Here is a 22,921-nt window from a genome sequence, read left to right on the forward strand (position 1 = left end):
AGAAATGGGTGGGGGCCCTGCCAGCTACATCCCGGCACACGCGTCATCTGCCTTGGCTGCTTCCTTCCGGACCTGACCTGGTAAACAGAGTAGCGTTGCGGGAGAACCAACAGAGCCCCCATTGAGAGCGTTGTTAACCAACGCGCAGGCGCATTATCACTGCTGCCCCGGCCAATTGCAAGCCGTCGGGCGTCGGATGCTGGTTTCTTGCGCAATGGCGCTTCACCCGCCGCCGTTTCGGGATTATCCTGAAGGATTACCGCAGGAAGAAATAATGGACAGAGAAGACACTTTTCCCCAACGAGTCTGGCAAATCATTGCCTCAATACCGGAAGGATTCGTCACCACCTACGGTGACGTGGCAAAACTTGCCGGTTCGCCGCGGGCTGCACGCCAGGTAGGCGGCGTCCTCAAACGCTTACCCGAAGGCAGCACCCTTCCCTGGCATCGGGTGGTTAACCGACACGGCGCGATCTCGTTAACCGGGCCGGATCTTCAGCGTCAACGTCAGGCATTATTATCAGAAGGGGTTCAGGTGTCCGGAAGCGGGCAAATCGATTTGCAGCGTTATCGCTGGAACTACTGACCCTCTCCGGGCGGAGAGGGTCGTTTACGTCTTAATACTGCGTAGGTGCTGGTACGGCAGAAGAAGGCGTCACCTGTGTCGGCGACGTCGACGGCACCGTTGTGGTTGCGCCGCCGCTGGCCTGAACAGGCACTGCCGTCTGCTGGACAGGGACCAGCGTCAGATCGGCTTTCGTTCCGCCCTGGTTGATAACCGGCTGAACGGTATCGGTAATAAAGACCAGTTTGTCGTTCACAGTGATGGCTGCGCTCAGCAGAATGCGGGCATTCGGCTTGATATCGGCCGGGTTAAACGGCAGTACGAAGCTGAACGGCGCTTGCTTCCCTTCGGTTCGTACCGCTTTTTGCGACAGCACCTTAGACGGCGCATCGGCCAACGAAGCGTCTGACAGGGTAACGGTCAGAACAGCATCAGGCGGCAACGCCACTTTCTGACGGATCCATACGGTACCTGAAACATTAGGTTGCTGAATAGTGGACTGTGTGGCAGTAATGGAAGTGTTCGGGTTTGGCGCAGGCGTCTGAATGTCCGCGCTTTTATCCGCGCAGGCAGCCAGGGACACCGCAACCGCTAAACCACTTACTATGTGCACGAGTTTCATTCAATTCTCCTTATCATCAATGCACCAGCAGGCCTTTCCCCCCGCCGGAAGAGTGGTTAACAAATACATAACGTCAATAAGTGTGGCACATATCACTGATTTTTGCCTGGATTAAGCCTTTTATTCAGACTATTGCACCCATCGGACCACTTAATAAATTGCGTTATACTCTGCCTATCTCGCTTCGGCGCCGTTGTTACCTGGAGAGCATGTATGAGTCAGGCACTGAGTAATTTGCTGACATTATTGAATCTGGAAAAAATTGAGGAAGGACTCTTTCGGGGCCAGAGTGAAGACTTAGGACTGCGCCAGGTCTTTGGCGGGCAGGTTGTCGGTCAGGCGCTGTATGCCGCTAAAGAGACCGTACCGGAAGAACGCCTGGTTCACTCTTTCCACAGCTATTTTTTACGCCCCGGCGACAGCCAGAAACCGATTATTTATGATGTGGAAGTGCTGCGCGACGGCAACAGTTTCAGCGCCCGCCGCGTTGCCGCTGTCCAGAACGGCAAGCCTATTTTTTACATGACCGCGTCGTTTCAGGCGCCAGAAAACGGTTTTGAACATCAAAAAACCATGCCGCACGCCCCCGCGCCAGACGGCCTGAAATCAGAAACCGAAATCGCCCAGTCGCTGGCGCATCTGCTGCCACCGGTACTGAAGGATAAATTTCTCTGCGACCGCCCACTGGAGGTGCGACCGGTTGAGTTCCACAATCCGTTGAAAGGCCATGTGGCCGAACCCACCCGTCAGGTGTGGATCCGCGCTAACGGCACGCTGCCGGATGATATCCGCGTGCATCAGTATCTGCTGGGCTACGCGTCGGATCTTAATTTTCTGCCGGTTGCGCTACAGCCGCACGGTATTGGTTTTCTGGAAAAAGGGATTCAGATCGCCACCATCGATCACTCCATGTGGTTCCACCGTCCCTTTGATTTGAATCAGTGGCTGTTGTACAGCGTGGAAAGCACCTCGGCGTCCAGCGCCCGGGGCTTTGTACGCGGCGAGTTTTATACTCAGGACGGCATATTGGTCGCCTCAACTGTGCAGGAAGGGGTGATGCGCAATCACAACTAAACCGGCAGTCGCCGTATGCGGTTGATAACGCACGCAGGCCCGGTCAGCAATACGCTGCCGGGCCCTGACGTTACGCGTTATACGCGTTCTCGCCATGGCTGTTGACATCCAGCCCTTCGCGCTCTTGCTCTTCCGGCACGCGCAGCCCTACGGTCATATCCGCCAGCTTGTAACCGATGAACGCCACCACGCCGGACCAGACGAGGGTGATGGCAATACTTTCCAGTTGTACCAGCACCTGATGCCCCATCGTTACGCCCTCGGCGAACCCCACCCCGCCCAGCGCGCTGGAGGCGAATACGCCCGTCAGAATACAGCCGACGATCCCGCAGACGCCGTGAACGCCAAACACATCGCACGGGTCGTCAACTCGCAGCAGACGCTTCAGCATGGTTACGCCCCACAGCCCGGCTAGCCCGGCGACCACGCCGATGATTAACGCACCGCCTACGCCGATATAGCCGCAGGCAGGCGTTACGCCAACCAGACCGGCAATCGCACCGGAACAGGCGCCCAGCAGAGACGGTTTACCGCGCAGCGCCCACTCCCCGAAAATCCAGCCGAGGATTGCCGCCGCCGTTGCGACAACGGTATTGACGAAGGCCAATGCCGCAATTTCATTCGCCGCCCCGGCAGAGCCGGCGTTAAAACCAAACCAGCCGATATAAAGGATCGCCGTGCCGGTAAACACCATCGGCAGGTTGTGCGGTTTAAACGCCTCTTTGCCAAAACCGACGCGTTTGCCAATCAGGTATGCGCCCACCAGCCCGGCAATCGCCGCGTTAATATGCACCACGGTACCGCCGGCGAAGTCCAGCGCGCCATGTGACGCCAGCAGGCCGCCGCCCCACACCATATGGGCGATCGGAATATAGGAGAGCGTCAACCAGACCACCACAAAGATCAGCACGGCAGAGAAACGGATACGTTCCGCCAGCGCCCCGACGATCAACCCGACGGTGATACAGGCAAACGAGCCCTGAAAAGCAACGTGAATATACTGGTAGATACTGCCCATCACGGCGGTCAGCTCAATGTTCTTGAGCATCACCCAGTTAACATTACCGAAGAAGTTGTTCCCTTCGCCAAACGCCAGTGAATAGCCAAATACCACCCATATAATACACACCAACGCGAAGGTGACCGTCACCTGCGTCAGCATCGACAACACGTTCTTACCGCGGATCAGACCGCCATAGAACAGGGCAATGCCGGGAATGGTCATAAACAGCACCAGCGCGGTGCAAATCATCATAAAACCGTTGTCCGCTTTTTCGGCAACTGCCGGAGCAGCCGCTGCCAGCCCAGGCAGCATCGCCAGTGAAGCAAGGCCCGTTTTCATCGTTGCTATCTTCATTTTGTCGTTTCCCGTTACTGTGTGCCAGGCGTTACAGCGCCGCTTCGTCGGCTTCGCCGGTACGAATACGAATCACACGCTGCAGCTCAGCGACGAAAATTTTGCCGTCGCCAATTTTTCCGGTGTATGCCGCTTTACTGATGACATCAATCACTTCATCAAGCTGGTCGTCGGCAATCGCCACATCAATTTTCACTTTGGGCAGGAAATTGACGCTGTATTCCGCCCCGCGATAAAGCTCAGCATGACCTTTCTGCCGCCCAAAGCCTTTCACTTCGGTGACGGTCAGTCCCTGAATACCTATAGAAGAGAGCGCTTCGCGAACGTCTTCCAGTTTGAACGGTTTGATTACCACGGTAACCAGCTTCATAGATCCCCTCCAGTCAGAATTCGGTAATGGCGCTGCTACACGTATACGTGATTGCAAGGGTTATGCCAGAAATGAAAATTCCCCGAAGAGCGGCCTGCGGCTGGCGAAAGAATTGACGTGAGAAAGGGCGAGGCGAAGCGAGAAAAGAAAAACGCACCATGGCAGTGCATGATGCGTTACATTTTTGCACCACCGCCGTCGGGGCTAACGGCGTCGGTGCATCAGGCGGGTTGCGACTCTTCCCGCACGCTGGCCGCCAGTTCCTCTCCGGCGAGCTGGAGCTGATACATCTGCCAGTAGCGTCCCTGCGCGGCGAGCAGTTGATGATGGGTCCCGCGCTCCACCGCTTGTCCGCGATGCAGCACCAGAATGGTATCCGCTTCCACGATAGTTGACAGTCGATGAGCGATCACCACCAGCGTGGTATGTTCGCGCACCGCCGCCAGCGCCCGCTGAATTGCCTGCTCAGTGCCCGAGTCAATGCTGGCGGTCGCTTCATCGAGAATTAAGATTTGCGGCGTCGCGACCAGAACCCGCGCCAACGCAAGCAGCTGTTTTTGCCCGACGGAGAGGTTATTTCCCTGCTCGCCAAGACGGGTATGGATACCTTCGCTCATGCCGCGCGCCAGCTCCGCGAGCTGCACGGTTTCGAGCGCCTGCCAGACCTGCTCCTCAGAAATATCCCGTCCCAGGGTAACGTTGGCAAGGAACGTATCCGCCATCACCACCGGATCCTGTTGCACCATCGCCACGCCCTGGCGTAACGCACCGTGACTGAGCGTACTCAGCGGACGGCCATCAAGACGAATTTCGCCGTGGCGAAGGGGATAATAGCCCATCAGCAGGCTGGCAAGCGTGCTCTTGCCGCTGCCGGTGTGCCCCACCAGCGCCACAAAACTGCGCGACGGCACTGAGAGGCTGATGTTTTGCAGCACCAGATTATCATCGCGATAAGCAAACGAAACATCGTCGATTTCGATCTGCCCGGATGCCAGCGGACGAGCGTCCTGACCGTAACGCTGACGCGGGCCGTCCATCAGTTCAAACACGCGTTCACCCGCCACTACCGCCTGTTGCAGCATCGACTGCTGCGTAGTGAGTTCAATTAGCGGTTCGTTCAGGCGCCCCAGATAACTGATGAAGGCGTACAGTACGCCGACTTCAATAGTGCCGACAGAGGTAAAGCTGAACAGCATCAGCAGCCCACAGAGAATCAACGCTGAAAACAGGCTCAACAGAGGACGCAATAAAAAGCCGTCCAGACGCAGTGTCTGCATCCGCGCCATATAATGCGATCGGCTGGCCTCCCCCATTCTTTCACCAAAACGCGCCTGCTGGCGGAATTGCTGAATGACACTCATGCCGTTGATGACTTCGTTAAAACCGTCGTTAATATCGGCGAGATAAGCGCGTACCCGGCGCACTATCGGCGTGCTGTAGCGCTGGTAGATCACCATCACCACCAACACGGCCGGGAAAATCAGGATCGCCACCAGCGCCATACGCCAGTCAAGACTGAACATCGCCACCAGCATCGCGCCAATCAGCGCCGCGCTGCGCAGCACGGTCGCCACCACCGTGACGTACAGATCGCGAATGACTTCGGTGTCATTGGTGACGCGTGAAATCAGTTGGCCGACGGGTTGGGTGTCAAACTCGCTTAGCGGCTGTCGCAGCGCGGCGTCCATCACGTCGGTACGCAGTTGCTGAACCACCCCGACTGCGGCGCGGTTAAACAGCAGCGACTGCGCGTAATGCAAACTGGCGGCCAGGATTTGCAAGCCGAGATAAGCGGCTATCAGCCCGGCGACAATGCCGAGCGGCAGCGTGTTTTTCGCCACCATATTGTCGATAAAATAACTGATCAACAACGGGCCGCTGACTTCCGCCGCCGCCGCAATCCACAGCATCACGACCGCGATACCCAGCGGTTTACGCCACGGAGATCCGTAAGCCAGCAGGCGCTTGAGGGTCGGCCATAACTGCCCGAAACTACGCATTCGCCGTCTCCTCATCGTTTTGCGGCGCATCGTCCAGCGCGGCTTCCAGTTGCTGGTAACGGTACATGTCGCGATACCAGCCCGCCTGCTGAACCAGCGTCTCATGGTCGCCACGCTGCACGATATGACCATGCTGCATAACGATGATTTCGCTCGCTTCGGTCAGCGCCGACAGTCGGTGCGCGCTGATAATCACCGTGCGCCCTTCTCCCCACTGGCGCAGGTTATGCAGGATCTGATGCTCGGTGCGGCCATCCACTGCCGACAGCGCGTCATCAAGGATCAGAATTTCGGCATTCAGCAGCAGCGCTCGCGCAATGGAGATGCGCTGTTTTTGCCCGCCAGACAGCATGACGCCGCGCTCGCCCACCTCGGTGTCATAGCCCTGCGGCAGACGCAAAATATCCTCATGAACGCTGGCAAGCCGCGCCACATGCTCAATGTCCTGCTGCGTGGCGTTCGGGCAGCCCAGCGCAATGTTATTGGCCACGGTATCGGAAAACAGAAAAGGCGTCTGGCTAACCACCGCCAGGCGGCTGCGCCAGCTGTCCAGTTGCAAACGCGGCAACGGAATGTCGTGAAAACGCACGTCCCCCTGGGTAATGTCGAAATGACGCTGAATCAACGACAGCACCGTACTTTTGCCCGCGCCGGTGGGCCCGCAAATGCCAAGCATCTGCCCCGGTTGAAGGCGAAAAGCCACGTTTTCCAGCGCCGGATGCGAGGTGTGGGGATAGCTGAACTCACGTATCGCGACCGCCAGTTCTCCCCGCCCTTCCGGCACCGGTTCCGTACCGTCGTTAACTACCGGCGCTTCGGCCAGCATCGCGCGAATGCGGCTGTATGCCGCGCTGCCGCGCTCGACGATGTTGAACATCCACGCCAGAGCCAGCATTGGCCATATCATCAGCCCGAGATACATCATAAAGCTGGTTAATTGTCCCAGCGTCAGAGCGCCCTGGACAACCATCCAGCTGCCGCCGCCAATCGCCAGCAGGTTCGCCATCCCGATGGCGATGTAAATCGTGGGATCAAAGCGCGCGTCAATGCGCGCCACGCGCATGTTTTTCTTACCGGTGTCGTCCGCATCGGCCGCAAACAGCGCCGACTGGCGATCCTCCAGACCAAAGGCTTTGATCATGCGGATGCTGGTGAGGCTCTCCTGGGTACGGTCATTCAGGCTGGAGAAAGCAGCCTGCGCCAGGCGAAAGCGATCGTGCAACTTATCGCCGTAGCGCTTAATCATCAACGCCATAACCGGCATGGGCAACAGCGCTAACAGGGTCAGTTGCCAGCTGATCTGCGTGGACATCACGATCAGCACCGCACAGCCCATCACCAGCGAATCCACCAGCGTCAGGACGCCTTCGCCTGCGGCGAACACTACGCGATCCACATCGTTGGTGGCGCGCGCCATCAGATCGCCGGTACGGTGGCGCAGATAAAATTCAGGATGCTGACGGCTCAGCTGACGGTAGTAATCTTCCCGCAGTTCCACCGCAAGCTGGTAAGACGCGCCAAACAGCAGCACGCGCCAGACGTAGCGCAGCAGATACACCACTACGGCAATCAGGGCGATGGTGCCAATCCACATCAGCACCCGCTGCGTCGTAAAGTGCTGCGCGGTGACGCCATCCACGACAATGCCCACCACCTTTGGCGGAATGAGCTGAAGAATGGCGATGATAATAAGCAAGGCAACAGCGCCGAGGTAGCGACGCCACTCCCGGCGAAAATACCAGCTTAATTGAGCAAATAATCGCACGCGTTATGTCCTGACCTGATTTTCCGGCTCATCGTCCGGGAGGGTTATTCAATGGGTAAAGCGGTAGTGTATTTAATCTGTTCCATCGCGAAACTGGATGTCACATCGGAGAGGCCCGGCACGCTGTTCACCAGGCGCTTATAGAAATCATCGTAGCGTTTCATGTCGGCCACCTGTACCCGCATCAGGTAGTCGTACTCCCCGGCCATGCGCCAGAAGCCAAGCACTTCGGGCATCTCGCTGACCACCGTTACGAAACGGCAGTACCATTCACTGCTGTGGTGCTGGGTTTTGATCAGCACGAAGGCGGTTAATCCCAGCCCCAGTTTTTCCGGGTCCAGCAACGCGACTTTGCCCAGCAAAATACCGTCGTCTTCCAACCGTTTGAGGCGCTTCCAGCAGGGCGTGGTGGTCAGATTAACGGCATCCGCCAGCGCCTGCAAAGAGAGGGTGCAGTCTTGCTGCAACAGCGCCAGTAGCTTGCGGTCAATTTTATCTAACATATCGACGTCTCAGAGAACAATTTTCTCCATTCATTCTATTTTAAAGGTCAAATAGCAACAATTTTTTCCGTGCTTTTCGCTACGCTTGGCACAAAATGACAAATGGATATTAATGATGAATAGTGCATGGGTTAAAAATGCCATCAATGAAATCAACGCGGATTACCATCGCTCCGCCGATACTCACCTTATTCGCTTGCCGCTGCCTGCCTTTCCGGGTATCCAGCTGTATCTTAAAGATGAAAGCACGCACCCGACCGGCAGCCTGAAACACCGGCTGGCGCGCTCGCTGTTTCTCTACGGGCTGTGCAACGGCTGGATCAAAGAAGGCACTACTATTATAGAATCCTCTTCGGGATCGACCGCGGTTTCTGAAGCCTATTTCGCTCGCCTGCTGGGGTTGCCGTTTATCGCCGTCATGCCATCCTGTACGGCAAAGCGTAAGATTGAGCAGATTGAATTTTACGGCGGTCGCTGTCATTTCGTCGAAAGCGCGTGTGAAATTTACGCCGCCTCGGAGCAACTGGCGCGCGAGCTGAACGGTCATTACATGGATCAGTTCACCTACGCTGAACGCGCCACCGACTGGCGCGGCAACAATAACATCGCCGACAGTATTTTCCGCCAGATGCAGTGCGAGCCGAACCCGGTTCCCGCGCACATCGTTATGAGTGCGGGCACAGGCGGCACCTCCGCCACTATTGGACGCTATATTCGCTGTCAGGGCTATGCGACCCGTCTGATGGTGGTTGACCCGGAAAACTCGGTATTCCTCCCCTACTGGCAAAACCGTGACGCCACGCTTCGCAGCCCGACGGGCAGTAAAATCGAAGGCATAGGCCGTCCGCGCGTGGAGCCTTCTTTTATTCCGGACGTGGTGGACGAAATGCTGCGCGTGCCCGATGCCGCCAGCGTGGCAACCGCGCACTGGCTGGAAACCCAGCTCGGTCGTAAGGTTGGGGCTTCCACGGGAACCAATATGTGGGGAATGCTGCACCTTGCCGCCAGAATGCGCGACGCGGGTGAAACCGGTTCACTGGTGACGCTGTTATGCGACAGCGGGGAGCGGTATCTGGACACCTACTACCACCCCGAGTGGGTAAAGGCGAACATGGGCGATTTGACGCCGTGGCAGGATGCCCTTGCTCAGTTGCTACGCCTTAAATAAAAAAACGGGCAACGTGATGCTGCCCGTTGCCGGAAAGGATCTCTCATTCGGGGGAATAAGGTAGATGCGGATTGTCCAGCCAATGTGTCAAAAAGTGTGATACCGCCTGATTACGGCAGTGGCCAATAACCGGCAGATGCGGCAGCTCGGCAATCAACTGCGGCATCGCATTGCCCATAATCAGGCCATGACCAACGCTACCGAGCATTTCACGGTCGTTCATCGCGTCGCCGAACGCCATGCATTCCGCCATCGTCAGTCCAAGGTGCTGACTCAACACTGTCAATGCGGAACCTTTATTACAGTTCACCGGCAATACTTCCAGGCAATCAACGGCAGAGAAGCACAGATGCGCCCGTGGGCCTAACGTTTCATGCAACTGCGTTTTCAGTCGCGACAGATCGTCATGATCGCCGCAGAAGCAAACCTTGGTGACTTGATCCGCCGGGAGACGTTTGATATCGACGATCTGGTAGCGAAAGCCGCTGTAGACGTGGGCCTGCAGGATCGCCGGAATGTCCTCGCCGGTAAACCAGCCATTGTCGTTAAAAACATGCATACTTGCCCGGGTGTCCCACTTATGCTGCAGGACAATTTGCGCGACCGCCGGATCCAGATCCTGTCGATGCAGCACCTCCCCTTCCAGCGAATGAATGCGCGTACCGTTGCCGGTAATTAAAAACGCCTCCAGCGAAACGGCGCCGAGAATATGGCGCATTTCCAGCACGTGACGCCCGGTCGCAAAAGCCAGCGTGATGTCACGTTCACGCAGACGGGACAACGTGGAAATCGTTTCCTCACCCAGCAGGTGGTTTGGCATCAGCAAGGTGCCATCCATATCAAATGCAGCCAGACGAGCCATCTCTTTCTCCACTCTGTGACGGGGTTAACTTGTGGATGAGTATCACCTGATATATACGGAAGTAATAGTGAATAGATAATCTGAATTGTTCCGGGTTTTTATGCGACTTCTTAATCGTCTTAATCAATACCAGCGGCTGTGGCAACCTTCTGGCGGCGAACCGCAAAGCGTAACCGTGGGCGAACTGGCGGAGCGCTGCTTTTGCAGCGAGCGTCACATCCGCACCCTGCTACGTCAGGCGCAGGCGGCGGGGTGGCTTGTCTGGACGTCGCAGTCCGGGCGGGGTAAGCGCGGATTGCTGCGTTTTTTGGTGACGCCGGAATCGCTGCGCACCACGATGATGGAGCAGGCGCTGGAAAAAGGGCAACAGCTTAGCGTACTGGAGCTGGCGCAACTGGCGCCGGGCGATTTGCGCGCCATGCTCCAGCCTTTTATGGGGGGTCAGTGGCAGAATGCGATGCCAACGTTGCGAATTCCCTATTATCGCCCGCTGGATCCGTTGCACCCTGGTTTCCTGCCTGGCCGCGCCGAACAGCATCTGGCAAGCCAGATTTTCTCGGGTCTGACCCGCTTCGACAGTGAGACGCAGCAACCCTGCGGCGATCTAGCGCACCACTGGGAGATTTCCCGCGACGGCTTACGCTGGGATTTTTATATCCGATCCACGCTGTACTGGCACAACGGCGACCCGGTGGCAACCACGCAGTTACACCAGCGGTTGTTGATGCTGCTGGCGCTTCCGGCGCTGCACAGGCTGTTTATCAGCGTCAAGTCGATAGATGTGACCCATCCGCAATGCCTGACGTTTACCCTTCACCGCCCGGACTTCTGGCTGGCGCACCGTCTGGCAAGCTACTGTAGCCATCTGGCGCATCCGGAACAGCCACTCGTCGGCACCGGGCCGTTTCGCCTGACGCTTTTTACTCCGGAACTGGTGCGTCTGGAAAGCCACGACCATTACCATCTTACGCATCCTCTGCTTAAAGCCATTGAATACTGGATCACACCACAATTGTTCGCGCAGGATCTGGGCACCAGTTGCCGTCACCCGGTGCAGATCACCATTGGAAAACCAGAGGAACTCGCCACGGTAAGCCCGGTCAGTACCGGAATCAGCCTGGGCTTTTGCTACTTAACGTTGAAAAAGAGCGCAAGATTATCCCTGCACCAGGCGCGTTGGCTGGTCGAACTCATCCATCGTTCTTCGCTGCTTGAGACGCTCGATGTCGGCGAGAATTTAATCACGCCCAGCCGCGCGCTGCTGCCAGGCTGGTCGATTCCACGCTGGCAAGGGCTTGAGGAGGTTGCGCTGCCAAAAACCTTGACTCTGGTCTACCATCTGCCAGTGGAACTGCACACCATGGCCGAACGCTTGCGCCTGACTCTGGCGGATCTGGGCTGCGAGCTGACGTTAATTTTCCACAATGCGAAAACCTGGGAGGGCTGTCATCTGCTTGCCGAAGCGGACCTGATGATGGGGGACAGGCTGATTGGCGAAGCGCCAGAATATACCCTCGAACAATGGCTGCGCTGCGACGCGCTCTGGCCACATGTGCTCGACGCGCCTGGGTTTTCGCACCTACAGGCGACGCTGGATGCGCTGCAAATTCGTCCCGAAGAAGCGCATCGGCACGCCGCGCTCCGGCAGGTTTTCACCACTCTGATGAATGAGGCGACGCTGACGCCGCTGTTTAACTATCATTACCGCATCAGCGCTCCCCCAGGCGTGAACGGCGTGCGCCTGAATCCGCGCGGCTGGTTTGCCTTTACGGAAGCCTGGCTGCCGCCGCCGGGGCCGTGAAGTCGCTGGTCGGCGCGCATTTCAGGCGTTAACATAATGGTTTTGTAGATTTACGGAAAATACCATGAAACGTGCCGTCGTTGTGTTCAGTGGAGGACAAGACTCCACCACCTGTCTGGCGCAGGCGCTGCATCAGTATGATGAAGTGCATTGCGTGACCTTTGACTATGGTCAGCGCCATCGCGCTGAGATCGATGTGGCCCGTGAACTGGCCCTGAAACTGGGCGCCCGTGCGCACAAAGTGCTGGATGTGACGTTGCTCAGCGAACTCGCCGTCAGCAGCCTGACGCGCGACAATATCCCGGTACCGGATTACGAACCGGAAGCAAACGGCATCCCCAATACTTTTGTTCCCGGACGCAATATTCTGTTTTTGACGCTAACGGCCATTTACGCCTACCAGGTGAAAGCAGAAGCGGTGATCACTGGCGTGTGTGAAACCGATTTTTCCGGCTACCCGGACTGCCGCGACGAATTTGTGAAAGCACTCAATCACGCGGTTAATCTTGGCATGGCGAAGGACATTCGATTTGAGACGCCGTTAATGTGGATTGATAAAGCTGAAACCTGGGCGCTGGCAGACTACTGGGGCAAGCTGGATCTTGTGCGTCATGAAACACTGACCTGTTATAACGGCATTAAAGGCGACGGTTGCGGCCAGTGCGCGGCCTGTCATCTTCGCGCCAACGGTCTGCACCATTATCTGGCTAATAAGCCTGCGGTAATGGCGGCGATGAAACACAAAACCGGTTTACAATAGCGCCTGTAGCATGGCCGGATGGCAAAACGACGTGTCGTGTCCGGCCTACGCCGTCTGATGCGCAGGCCGGATACGCGAAGCGCCATCAGGCACGCTTCGCGGTTTTCTACTGGACCATTTGCTCCAGCTTATCCCGCAATTCCCCTTCCAGCGGTAACGCTTTCTGTGTTTTCAGATCGATGCAAACGAAGGTGATCAGCGCATCGGCCACCACCTGCCCTTCTGGTTCAAGCGTGATGACCTGGCTCAGAATACCGCTTTTACCGTTTAACTGTTGGACCTGACTGGTGACGGTCAACAGATCGCTCAGCACCGCCGGACGGCGATAATTAATATTGATATTTACCACCACGAAGGCGATGTTGTGCGCCGTCATCCACTGAAAGCTGTCGCTGTTTTCCAGCCCGTCCCAGCGGGCTTCTTCAAGGAATTCCAGATAGCGGGCGTTATTCACATGTTGGTAAACATCGAGATGATAACCACGGACTTTGATTTGTGTTTGCATAGCGCTGAAACCTTAATTTATCGTTATAGGTATGACAGAAGTAAAGAGGTCATAACTGGTATGACCTCCGTAATCCTGGCAAATTTTAGCCACTACGCAAGTGCTTAAAGCGTCAACGCTGACAGATTACGTTCAACTAACGCGCTACCCATGCCCGGCACCTGCTTGAGATCGTCTACCGTTTTAAAAGGACCGTACTCTTCGCGATAGCTGACGATCGCCTGTGCTTTCTTTAGCCCGACGCCGTTCATCGCGCGCGCCAGCTCCTCTGCCGTTGCGGTGTTAATGCTGACCCGGGTACCGTCTTCGTCGCTGGCTTTCACTGGCGCCGCCGCTTTGTTTTGCGCAGCGGTATGGGCTTCCGCTTTGTTTTCCGCCACCGCGCCCTTTGTTGCTGGCGCGGCGGCCAGCGCGCTGTGCGTCATGCCCGCGCAGGCTAAAGAAAGGGTAATGAGTAGCGCTTTGAATCCGTGTTTCATACTGTTTCTCCTTGTTTGTTAACAGTGAAAGCACAATAGCGGGACGGCAGAAAGCGAACAAACGGCAAAGTTCAGAAATGGAAAAGGCCGCGAAAGCGGCCTTTTGGTGTTACAACTGTTGAGCTATTTTTTGCGAGACGTCTCGATGATTAAGGCTGTTGCTCCATCGCATCACCGATTTTGATCTTCGCTTCTTTACGCAGATTGCTCATCAGCGCTTCAAACACAATCTGCGCATTGTTCTGGGTGATACCCTGAACCATCGCCTTTTTCTGATCTTCCGGCATGGAGCCTGCTTTCACTTCGTCCAGCGCCAGGATCACGACGTTACCCTGCATGTCGTCAGCAATGCCATAGCTTGGTTTATCTTTGGCTGGCAGGCTCAGGCCAAACGCCGCCTGGCTAATCGGATCCTGTCCAGTACGGCTCAGGGTTTTCGAATCGCCAAAGCGCAGGCCCGCCGCTTTCATCGCTTCTGCGCCTTTTCCTGCTTTCAGATCAACCAGCAGTTTTTCCGCGCTCAGTTTGGCCTGCTGCGTGGCTTTTTCATGTTTCACTATTTCAGTGACCTGATCTTTTACCTCAGCCAGAGGTTTCACCGCTTCCGCTTTATGCTCGCTAATGCGCAGTACAAACGCACGATCGCCATCAACGGTGATGATATCGGAGTTTCTGCCCGGCGTGCCGTTTTCACCTACCAGCGAGCCGTCAAAGATCGCGTCTGACACCGGTTTAAAATTGAGTTCTTCAGGCAGACTGTCGCGGCTAAACCAGCCCGTTTCCACCGCTTTCACACCGGCGACTTGCTCAGCGCCCACCAGCGATTCGGTGTCATTGTTCGCCGCGTCGCTAACTTTCTGCTGCAAGGCGAAAAAGGCGTCGATCGCTTTTTCCTGTTTCACTTTCGCGGCAATGTCGTCACGTGCTTCGCTCAACGGTTTGACCTTCGCTGGCTGGACGTCGTCAAGACGCGCCACCAGGAAACCGACGGAAGATTTGATTACGCCGGAAAGCTGGCCTTTTTCTTTCAGACCGGCATTTTTCAGTTCGTCAGGGGTGGTTGATTCTTCCAGCCAACCCATGTCGCCGCCGTTACGGGCAGAGATGATATCAGCCGATTTTTCTTTCGCCAGCGCTGCAAAATCACCGCCTTTATTCAGCGCGTCCAGCACCGCTTTGGCTTCATCTTCCGTTTTGGTCTGGATGATGCTGTAACGGGTGCGCTGCGGCTGAGTGAATTCATCCTGATGCTGATCGTAATAAGACTGGATGTCTTCATCGCTCACCGGTTTTTGCATCGCCGCAGCGTCGAGCTTGATATAGCTGACGCGGAACTGTTCCGGGGTCATGAAGCTGTTTTTGTGCTGCTCGTAATAGCTGCTGACATCCTGTTCGGTCACCTGCTGCTTCGCCGCCAGCGCATTGACGTTGATAGTGGCTTCACGCACCACGCGCTGCTGAGCCACCAGCGCCGCCAGTTCGTCTGTTTCGCCTTTGAGCATAAAGTCGGTACCTGCAACGCCGCTGATCAGCTGCTGGGTGGTCAGTTGATTACGCAGCGCCTGGGCATACTGGTCCGCGGTCATGCCCATCTGATTAATAATCGCGTTGTAGCGATTGTTATCAAATTTACCGTCAACCTGGAAAGCGGGCGTAGTGAAAATCGCTTGTTTAACCTGTTCGTCGCTGATGCCAAGTTTGAGTTCGCGCGCGTACTGGTCGAGCAGCGCTTCGTCGATCAGGCGATTCAGCGTCTGCTGGCGCAGGGTTTTCATATAGCCTTCATTGGCGGCCAGTTCTGAATACCGATCGCCAAGCTGTTGCTGCATGCGATTACGTTCGCTGTTGAACGCATTCTCAAACTGCCCACGGCTGATTTCCTGGCCATTCACTTTAGCGGCGTAGTTGTTGCCTCCGCCAATCAGGTAACCACTCACGCCGGTCAGAATGAACGACACGATAATGATTCCGAAAATAATCTTGAGCACGAGACTGTTAGCAGCCGTGCGTAAGCTGTCCATCATGGTGTAACCACACTCCGCTGTAGGTGACTATACACTGCACGCAGCATAGTGTTTCCTGAACGCTGCGCATAAAGGCCTATTGTGACAAGAAACAGGGGCGATTGTCAGCCCACAACGTATAGAAAATCGGTTCAATAATAAAAAAGGCACATCAGATGATGCGCCCTTGTACTGGATCCTGTTCCCCTGAAGGGAATACGCTTAGTTTACAGCGTCTTTCAGTGCTTTACCTGCACGGAAGCCAGGAACTTTCGCCGCAGCAATGGTGATCTCTTTACCGGTTTGCGGGTTGCGACCAGTACGGGCAGCACGCTCTTTAACGGCAAAAGTACCAAAACCTACCAGCGCAACGTCATCCCCTTCTTTCAGAGATTCGGTAACAGATGCAATAATTGCATCTAACGCACGTCCAGCCGCAGCCTTAGAGATATCAGCCCCTGCAGCAATTTTGTCGATCAGTTGAGATTTATTCACTCTTCTCTTCCTCATTATAATTTATATCGCACCTGAGTCCTTCAAAGTGCGACCGCGCAGCAGTTATATCAGGCCTGCCATGCCCTTACAACACCCGTTAATGATGGCAAGCCTAATCCGTCATCTAAATTAGCTATACAAAAAAAGGCTGGCAAGCCCGAAATGGCCTGCCAGCCCTGTTTTTATTAGTGCTCTTTGCGCGAGGTCACTATTTTGCGGTTACAACCTGCATGCCAGACGGCTCATTTTGCAGCGCAAGGGTCAAAACTTCCTCGATACGTTTCACCGGATGAATGTCCAGATCCGCAATCACGTTATCCGGAATCTCTTCCAGGTCACGTTTGTTCTCGTCAGGAATTAAGACCGTTTTAATGCCGCCACGGTGTGCCGCCAGCAGTTTTTCTTTCAACCCGCCGATAGGCAACACCTGGCCGCGCAGGGTGATCTCACCGGTCATCGCGACATCGGCGCGTACCGGGTTACCGGTCAGACAGGAGACCAGCGCAGTACACATTGCGATACCGGCGCTCGGGCCGTCTTTCGGCGTCGCGCCTTCCGGTACGTGAACGTGGATATCGCGTTTTTCGTAAAAGTCCGGATTAATACCCAGTTTTTCCGCGCGCGCGCGTACCACCGTCAACGCTGCCTGAATGGACTCCTGCATCACCTCGCCCAGCGAACCGGTATAGGTGAGCTTGCCTTTGCCCGGCACGCAGGCGGTTTCAATGGTCAGCAGATCGCCGCCCACTTCCGTCCACGCCAGACCCGTGACCTGGCCCACACGGTTTTCGTTGTCCGCACGGCCATAGTCAAAGCGCTGAACGCCCAGGTAATCGTGCAGGTTATCGCCGTTGATCACGATATGCTTCAGGGACTTGTCCAGCAGCAGTTGCTTCACGGCTTTCCGGCACAGTTTAGAGATTTCACGCTCCAGGCTACGTACGCCCGCTTCACGGGTGTAGTAACGAATAATGCCGATAATGGCGCTATCGTCGACCGTCAGTTCACCTTTTTTCAGCGCGTTACGCTCGATCTGCTTCGGCAGCAAATGCTGCTTCGCGATATTCAGTTTCTCGTCTTCGGTGTAGCCAGACAGACGGATCACTTCCATACGATCCAGCAGCGGCGCCGGAATGTTCATCGAGTTAGACGTCGCGACAAACATGACGTCGCTGAGGTCGTAGTCCACTTCCAGGTAGTGATCGCTGAACGCCACGTTCTGCTCGGGATCCAGCACTTCAAGCAGGGCGGACGCCGGATCGCCACGCATATCCGAAGACATCTTGTCGATCTCGTCAAGCAGGAACAGCGGGTTTTTAACGCCCACTTTGGCCATTTTCTGGATCAGTTTACCCGGCATAGAACCGATGTAAGTCCGGCGGTGACCGCGAATTTCCGCTTCATCGCGCACGCCGCCGAGCGCCATACGGATGTATTTACGCCCGGTCGCTTTCGCGATGGACTGGCCCAGAGAGGTTTTACCTACCCCCGGCGGCCCAACCAGACACAGGATCGGTCCTTTAATTTTGTTCACACGGCTCTGCACCGCGAGATACTCAAGGATACGGTCTTTCACGCGCTCAAGGCCGTAATGATCGGTATCAAGAATTTCCTGCGCCTGACGCAGGTCTTTTTTGACTTTGCTCCGCGCATTCCACGGAACCTGCACCATCCAGTCGATATAGCCGCGCACAACGGTCGCTTCTGCCGACATCGGAGACATCATTTTCAGCTTCTGCAGCTCCGCTTCCGCTTTCTCTTTCGCCTCTTTCGGCATTTTCGCCGCGTCGATCTTGCGCTTCAGCGCTTCGTTTTCGTCCGGGGCATCATCCATTTCGCCAAGTTCTTTCTGAATAGCTTTCATTTGCTCATTCAGATAGTACTCACGCTGAGATTTCTCCATCTGCTTCTTAACGCGGTTGCGGATACGCTTCTCAACCTGCAGCAGATCGATTTCGGACTCCATCATCGCCATCAGATATTCCAGACGCTCGTTCACGTCGGACATTTCCAGCACGGACTGTTTGTCCGCCAGCTTCAACGGCATATGCGCCGCGATGGTATCCGCCAGACGCGCCGGGTCGTCGATGCTATTGAGCGACGTCAGCACTTCCGGTGGGATTTTCTTGTTCAGCTTGATATAGCCTTCGAACTGGCTGATTGCCGTGCGCACCAGCACTTCCTGTTCACGCTCGTCGATGGCGGGGGCATCAAGGTATTCCGCTTTCGCAGAGAAGTGTTCGCCGTTATCAGACAGCGCAGAAATACGTGCACGCTGTAACCCCTCGACCAGCACTTTTACCGTGCCGTCAGGCAGTTTCAGCATTTGCAGAATAGAGGCCACGGTCCCGACGGTGAAAAGATCGTTTACACCCGGCTCATCCGTTGATGCTTCTTTCTGGGCGACCAGCATGATTTTTTTATCATGGTCCATAGCCGCTTCCAGACAACGGATAGATTTTTCCCGCCCTACAAACAAGGGTATGACCATGTGCGGATAAACCACCACATCGCGCAACGGCAATACGGGGATTTCAATGCGTTCAGAACGCTCAGGATTCATAGAGCTCTCTCTTAGTTTAGTGTCCGCCAGGTAATCAGGTGACACGCTGTGCTTCATCTCACCTTTAACATGTATGTCAGTATATGGGGATGTTTCCCAGACATTCAACGGCAGGATTCAGGAAAAATAAAAGGGGAGATAAAATCCCCCCTTTTTGATTAACCAGTTGTATATTTTGGCTAATTATTCGCCAGATGCCTGCTGCGCTTCCGGCTTGCCGTAGATCAGTAACGGCTTGCTTTGACCGCCGATGACCGACTCGTCAATCACCACTTTCTCGACGTCTTCCATAGAAGGCAGATCGTACATGGTGTCGAGCAGCGCGGCTTCAACGATGGAACGCAGACCACGGGCGCCTGTTTTACGCGCCATCGCTTTCCTGGCGATAGCATCCAGCGCTTCGTCACGGAATTCCAGATCCACGCCTTCCAGGTTAAACAGCGCCTGATACTGTTTGGTCAGGGCATTTTTCGGCTCTTTGAGGATCTGAATCAGCGCTTCTTCGCTCAGTTCGCTCAGCGTTGCCACGACCGGCAGACGACCGATGAACTCCGGGATCAACCCGAACTTAATCAAATCTTCCGGTTCGACCTGAGAAAGCAGCTCACCTTCGCTGGCTTTGTCGGATTTGCCTTTCACCGTCGCGCCAAAACCAATACCTGAGCCGGTTTCAACACGGTTCGCGATCACTTTATCCAGACCCGCGAACGCGCCGCCGCAGATAAAAAGGATTTTCGAGGTATCAACCTGCAGAAACTCCTGCTGAGGATGTTTGCGTCCGCCCTGCGGCGGAACCGCGGCGACGGTCCCTTCGATCAGCTTCAGCAGCGCCTGCTGCACGCCTTCGCCGGAAACGTCACGGGTGATGGACGGGTTGTCAGATTTACGGGAAATCTTGTCGATTTCATCGATATAGACGATACCCCGTTGAGCTTTCTGCACGTCGTAATCACATTTCTGCAGCAGCTTCTGAATAATGTTCTCAACGTCTTCACCCACATAACCGGCTTCGGTCAGGGTGGTGGCATCCGCCATGGTGAACGGAACATCCAGCAGGCGCGCCAGCGTTTCGGCCAGCAGCGTTTTACCGGAACCGGTGGGACCGATCAGCAGAATGTTACTTTTACCCAACTCGACGCCGTTACTGGTGTCGCCGTTGCGCAGACGTTTGTAGTGGTTGTAGACCGCAACCGCCAGCACTTTTTTCGCCTGTTCCTGGCCGATAACATAATCGTCAAGATGGTTGCGAATTTCATGCGGCGTCGGCAATGCGCTGCGTTCGCGGTGCGGCGCCACTTCTTTAATTTCTTCGCGAATGATGTCGTTACATAAATCGACGCATTCGTCGCAGATATACACCGATGGACCGGCTATAAGCTTACGCACTTCATGCTGGCTTTTGCCGCAAAAAGAGCAGTACAACAGTTTGCCCGAGCCATCTTTGCGTTTATCTGTCATGAGTTAAAACCTCTTTCTTTGTTCTTTGTGCCGCACACGACGACGCAAAATGCCATTCTCAGGCGCAAGTCGCTTAGTCGCGTTGTGCCGCCTTTCATTAGTATATACACAAAATCATCCACGCTACATGAGGCAAACGCCCGTAGAATGATGAGTGTCGCGGCACGCTTGCGCCCGGGGCATCAATTACGATGGGTCAAAATCGAGTCGACTAAGCCGTACTCTACCGCTTCGGAAGCAGAGAGGAAGCGGTCACGCTCTGTATCGCGTTCAATCTGCTCAAGAGATTGACCCGTATGGTGCGCCATAAGTTCATTCATGCGCCCTTTCACTTTTAAAATTTCACGAGCATGAATTTCGATGTCCGTCGCCTGGCCCTGATAGCCGCCCAGCGGCTGGTGGATCATGACGCGAGAATTCGGCAGACAGAAGCGTTTACCTTTCGCCCCTGCGGTCAGCAGGAACGCGCCCATAGATGCCGCCTGCCCCATACAAATGGTGCTGACGTCCGGCTTGATAAACTGCATAGTGTCGTAAATAGACATCCCTGCGGTAATCACGCCGCCTGGGGAGTTAATATACAGGTAGATATCTTTTTCCGGGTTTTCCGCTTCCAGGAACAGCATCTGCGCCACAATCAGGTTAGCCATATGGTCTTCGACCTGGCCGGTCAGAAAAATGACGCGTTCCTTAAGTAGACGAGAATAGATATCAAATGAGCGCTCACCGCGTGAGGTCTGTTCAATGACCATCGGCACCAGCGCCATATGGGGTGCAAAGTTATCTCGTTCGCCGCTGTATGACATTTCCGTCTCCTGGATAAAATTTGAAAAAACCTGCTGTACCGATTGTAACCTTATGGACGGATTATCAGCTAGTCCCTCTGTTATGGGTACGGCATCGCTATAATTCAAGCATAACAATCTTTTGCTTTAACGCTAACACCGAAAAACGCTTTTTCGCCCTCTCGCTGCAAAAGGTCCGGCAAAAAAAAAGACCCGCCACCAGAGGGTGACGGGTCCTTGTGCGAATGTCACGCGATAGCGCGAAATTACGCCTGCTGGTTCATCAGCTCATTGAACGTTGTGGCTTTTTCAGTCACTTTCGCTTTCGCCAGAACGGCTTCAACAGCCTGCTCTTCCAGCGCAACGTTACGCATGTTGTCCATCAGCTCTTTGTTTTTGCTGTAGAACTCGATCACTTCTTTCGGATCTTCGTACGCAGAAGCCATCTCTTCGATCAGACCTTTTACGCGCTCTTCGTCAGCTTTCAGCTCGTTAGTGCGAATCACTTCGCCCAGCAGCAGGCCAACAACGACGCGGCGTTTAGCTTGTTCTTCGAACAGTTCGCGCGGCAGTTCCAGCGCTTGTTTCTCGTTGCCGCCGAAACGCTGAGCAGCCTGGCGACGCAGTACGTCGATTTCGCTGTCGATCAGAGCGGAAGGAACGTCAATGTCGTTCGCTTTCACCAGACCTTCGATGGCCTGAGATTTAACACGGTTACGTACAGCGCCTTTCAGTTCGCGCTCCATGTTCTTGCGCACTTCGGTACGCAGACCAGCAACGGAACCATCTTCAACACCGAAACGCTTGATGAATTCTTCAGTCAGTTCCGGCAGCTCGCGCTCTTCCACTTTCTTCAGGTTGATCGCGAACTTCGCGGCTTTACCTTTCAGGTTTTCAGCGTGGTATTCTTCCGGGAAGGTGACGTCAATGGTGAATTCTTCACCGGCTTTGTGACCTTTGATACCGTCTTCAAAGCCCGGGATCATACGTCCCTGGCCCATTGCCAGGACGAAGTCAGACGCTTTTCCGCCTTCGAATTCTTCGCCGTCTACAGAACCGGTGAAGTCGATGGTCACGCGATCTTCTGCATCAGCAGCGCCGTCTTTGTCTTTCCAGGTCGCCTGCTGCTTGCGCAGGGTGTCCAGCATGACGTCAACGTCAGCGTCGGTCACTTCAACCACCGGTTTTTCAACTTCGATAGCGTCCAGACCCGTCAGTTCAACTTCCGGATAGACTTCAAATTCTACAGAATAGGTGAAGTCTTCACCCAGCTTGTATTCGCCCGGAACGTAGTTCGGCGCGCCAGCCGGATTGATTTTTTCTTTGATGATCGCATCAACGAAGTTGCGGCTCATCAGGTCGCCCAGAACATCCTGGCGAACAGACGCGCCATAACGCTGAGCAACAACATTCATAGGTACTTTGCCTTTACGGAAGCCGTCAATACGTACTTTCTTCGCTACGTTGACCAGCTCGCTTTTCACAGCGGTCTCGATGCTGTCAGCAGCGATAGTAATCGTTACACGGCGGCCAAGGCCTTGAGTGGTTTCAACTGAAACTTGCATCTTGTTACCTCAAAAAATCACAGTGCTCGGTCAACTCTACTCCGCAAGCACAGATTATTGGCTTCGCGGAACCGGGATGTTCTCATAATCAATCACATTCCCTGTCGTCAGAATCATCCCGAAGACATTCAAATAGACGCGGCATTATAGCGGCATCACTTTTATGAGTCGAGAACGGTGATTGCGCGTTGCTGCGGCTTTTTTCACAATTCCCGGCTAAT

The 22,921-nt window shown here is 55.1% G+C and carries 20 protein-coding genes and 1 other RNA gene; 5 read left to right on the top strand and 16 right to left on the bottom strand.

Annotation, left to right across the window (positions count from 1 at the left end; translation table 11 throughout):
• Nucleotides 1-15: 15 nt before the first annotated feature.
• Nucleotides 16-112, bottom strand: an RNA gene (gene ffs / locus OOJ60_RS15560) — signal recognition particle sRNA small type.
• Between the two features lie 162 nt (nt 113-274).
• Between ffs and OOJ60_RS15565 the strand changes: the two genes are divergently transcribed.
• Nucleotides 275-586 (top strand): MGMT family protein, encoded by a 312-nt coding sequence (locus OOJ60_RS15565; RefSeq protein ID WP_200033566.1) that lies wholly within the window; start codon nt 275-277, stop codon nt 584-586.
• 31 nt (nt 587-617) lie between these two features.
• Here the strand turns inward: OOJ60_RS15565 and OOJ60_RS15570 are convergent, their stop codons facing one another.
• Entirely contained in the window at nt 618-1,187 is a 570-nt protein-coding gene (locus tag OOJ60_RS15570) for a YbaY family lipoprotein (RefSeq protein WP_042285875.1), read from the bottom strand.
• 213 nt (nt 1,188-1,400) lie between these two features.
• On the opposite strand from OOJ60_RS15570, the gene tesB reads away from it, so the two are divergent.
• Nucleotides 1,401-2,261 carry an acyl-CoA thioesterase II gene (gene tesB / locus OOJ60_RS15575; protein WP_181821862.1) on the top strand — a complete coding sequence of 287 codons (861 nt, stop codon included), beginning with the start codon at nt 1,401-1,403 and terminating at the stop codon, nt 2,259-2,261.
• Between the two features lie 70 nt (nt 2,262-2,331).
• Here the strand turns inward: tesB and amtB are convergent, their stop codons facing one another.
• The 5 genes from amtB to decR form a co-directional block, all read right to left on the bottom strand.
• Nucleotides 2,332-3,618 carry an ammonium transporter AmtB gene (amtB, locus tag OOJ60_RS15580; RefSeq protein ID WP_205612853.1) on the bottom strand — a complete coding sequence of 429 codons (1,287 nt, stop codon included), beginning with the start codon at nt 3,616-3,618 and terminating at the stop codon, nt 2,332-2,334.
• 31 nt (nt 3,619-3,649) lie between these two features.
• Nucleotides 3,650-3,988 carry a P-II family nitrogen regulator gene (glnK, locus tag OOJ60_RS15585; protein WP_002891893.1) on the bottom strand — a complete coding sequence of 113 codons (339 nt, stop codon included), beginning with the start codon at nt 3,986-3,988 and terminating at the stop codon, nt 3,650-3,652.
• 221 nt (nt 3,989-4,209) lie between these two features.
• Complete coding sequence (locus OOJ60_RS15590) at nt 4,210-5,988, bottom strand: SmdB family multidrug efflux ABC transporter permease/ATP-binding protein (protein WP_042285880.1); 1,779 nt, start codon at nt 5,986-5,988, stop codon at nt 4,210-4,212.
• Nucleotides 5,981-7,753 (bottom strand): SmdA family multidrug ABC transporter permease/ATP-binding protein, encoded by a 1,773-nt coding sequence (locus OOJ60_RS15595; RefSeq protein ID WP_042285882.1) that lies wholly within the window; start codon nt 7,751-7,753, stop codon nt 5,981-5,983. Before OOJ60_RS15595 ends, OOJ60_RS15590 begins: the two co-directional genes overlap by 8 nt.
• Before the next feature lie 44 nt (nt 7,754-7,797).
• The gene (gene decR, locus OOJ60_RS15600; protein ID WP_042285884.1) at nt 7,798-8,256 is read right to left on the bottom strand and encodes a DNA-binding transcriptional regulator DecR; all 459 of its coding nucleotides are present in this window, start codon (nt 8,254-8,256) and stop codon (nt 7,798-7,800) included.
• A 112-nt stretch (nt 8,257-8,368) separates the two neighbouring features.
• Between decR and OOJ60_RS15605 the strand changes: the two genes are divergently transcribed.
• Nucleotides 8,369-9,424: a PLP-dependent cysteine synthase family protein gene (locus OOJ60_RS15605; RefSeq protein ID WP_084588982.1), complete on the top strand. Its 1,056-nt coding sequence runs from the start codon at nt 8,369-8,371 to the stop codon at nt 9,422-9,424.
• 43 nt (nt 9,425-9,467) lie between these two features.
• Here OOJ60_RS15605 and cof read toward each other — a convergent pair whose 3' ends face one another.
• On the bottom strand, nt 9,468-10,286 hold the full coding sequence (gene cof / locus OOJ60_RS15610; RefSeq protein WP_205612854.1) for an HMP-PP phosphatase: 819 nt from the start codon (nt 10,284-10,286) through the stop codon (nt 9,468-9,470).
• Nucleotides 10,287-10,386: 100 nt separating this feature from the next.
• Here cof and OOJ60_RS15615 point away from each other — a divergent pair, with 100 nt between their 5' ends.
• Nucleotides 10,387-12,087, top strand: a complete 1,701-nt coding sequence (locus OOJ60_RS15615) for an SgrR family transcriptional regulator (RefSeq protein ID WP_205612855.1) — start codon at nt 10,387-10,389, stop codon at nt 12,085-12,087.
• Nucleotides 12,088-12,151: 64 nt separating this feature from the next.
• Nucleotides 12,152-12,847 carry a 7-cyano-7-deazaguanine synthase QueC gene (gene queC, locus OOJ60_RS15620; protein WP_042285896.1) on the top strand — a complete coding sequence of 232 codons (696 nt, stop codon included), beginning with the start codon at nt 12,152-12,154 and terminating at the stop codon, nt 12,845-12,847.
• Nucleotides 12,848-12,953: 106 nt separating this feature from the next.
• Here the strand turns inward: queC and fadM are convergent, their stop codons facing one another.
• The 8 genes from fadM to tig form a co-directional block, all read right to left on the bottom strand.
• The gene (gene fadM, locus OOJ60_RS15625) at nt 12,954-13,352 is read right to left on the bottom strand and encodes a long-chain acyl-CoA thioesterase FadM (RefSeq protein WP_042285898.1); all 399 of its coding nucleotides are present in this window, start codon (nt 13,350-13,352) and stop codon (nt 12,954-12,956) included.
• 104 nt (nt 13,353-13,456) lie between these two features.
• Nucleotides 13,457-13,831 carry a helix-hairpin-helix domain-containing protein gene (locus OOJ60_RS15630; protein ID WP_042285900.1) on the bottom strand — a complete coding sequence of 125 codons (375 nt, stop codon included), beginning with the start codon at nt 13,829-13,831 and terminating at the stop codon, nt 13,457-13,459.
• Between the two features lie 149 nt (nt 13,832-13,980).
• The gene (gene ppiD, locus OOJ60_RS15635) at nt 13,981-15,855 is read right to left on the bottom strand and encodes a peptidylprolyl isomerase (protein ID WP_205612856.1); all 1,875 of its coding nucleotides are present in this window, start codon (nt 15,853-15,855) and stop codon (nt 13,981-13,983) included.
• A gap of 201 nt (nt 15,856-16,056) precedes the next feature.
• On the bottom strand, nt 16,057-16,344 hold the full coding sequence (gene hupB, locus OOJ60_RS15640) for a nucleoid-associated protein HU-beta (protein ID WP_233459101.1): 288 nt from the start codon (nt 16,342-16,344) through the stop codon (nt 16,057-16,059).
• Nucleotides 16,345-16,537: 193 nt separating this feature from the next.
• The gene (gene lon / locus OOJ60_RS15645; RefSeq protein WP_205612857.1) at nt 16,538-18,892 is read right to left on the bottom strand and encodes an endopeptidase La; all 2,355 of its coding nucleotides are present in this window, start codon (nt 18,890-18,892) and stop codon (nt 16,538-16,540) included.
• Between the two features lie 183 nt (nt 18,893-19,075).
• The gene (clpX, locus tag OOJ60_RS15650) at nt 19,076-20,350 is read right to left on the bottom strand and encodes an ATP-dependent protease ATP-binding subunit ClpX (protein ID WP_042285907.1); all 1,275 of its coding nucleotides are present in this window, start codon (nt 20,348-20,350) and stop codon (nt 19,076-19,078) included.
• A 182-nt stretch (nt 20,351-20,532) separates the two neighbouring features.
• Complete coding sequence (gene clpP, locus OOJ60_RS15655; protein WP_003021624.1) at nt 20,533-21,156, bottom strand: ATP-dependent Clp endopeptidase proteolytic subunit ClpP; 624 nt, start codon at nt 21,154-21,156, stop codon at nt 20,533-20,535.
• Nucleotides 21,157-21,401: 245 nt separating this feature from the next.
• Nucleotides 21,402-22,700 (bottom strand): trigger factor, encoded by a 1,299-nt coding sequence (gene tig, locus OOJ60_RS15660; protein ID WP_042285910.1) that lies wholly within the window; start codon nt 22,698-22,700, stop codon nt 21,402-21,404.
• Nucleotides 22,701-22,921 lie beyond the last annotated feature (221 nt).

Source organism: Citrobacter sp. R4, from assembly GCF_026719175.1.
Taxonomy (GTDB): Bacteria; Pseudomonadota; Gammaproteobacteria; order Enterobacterales; family Enterobacteriaceae; genus Citrobacter_A; species Citrobacter_A sedlakii.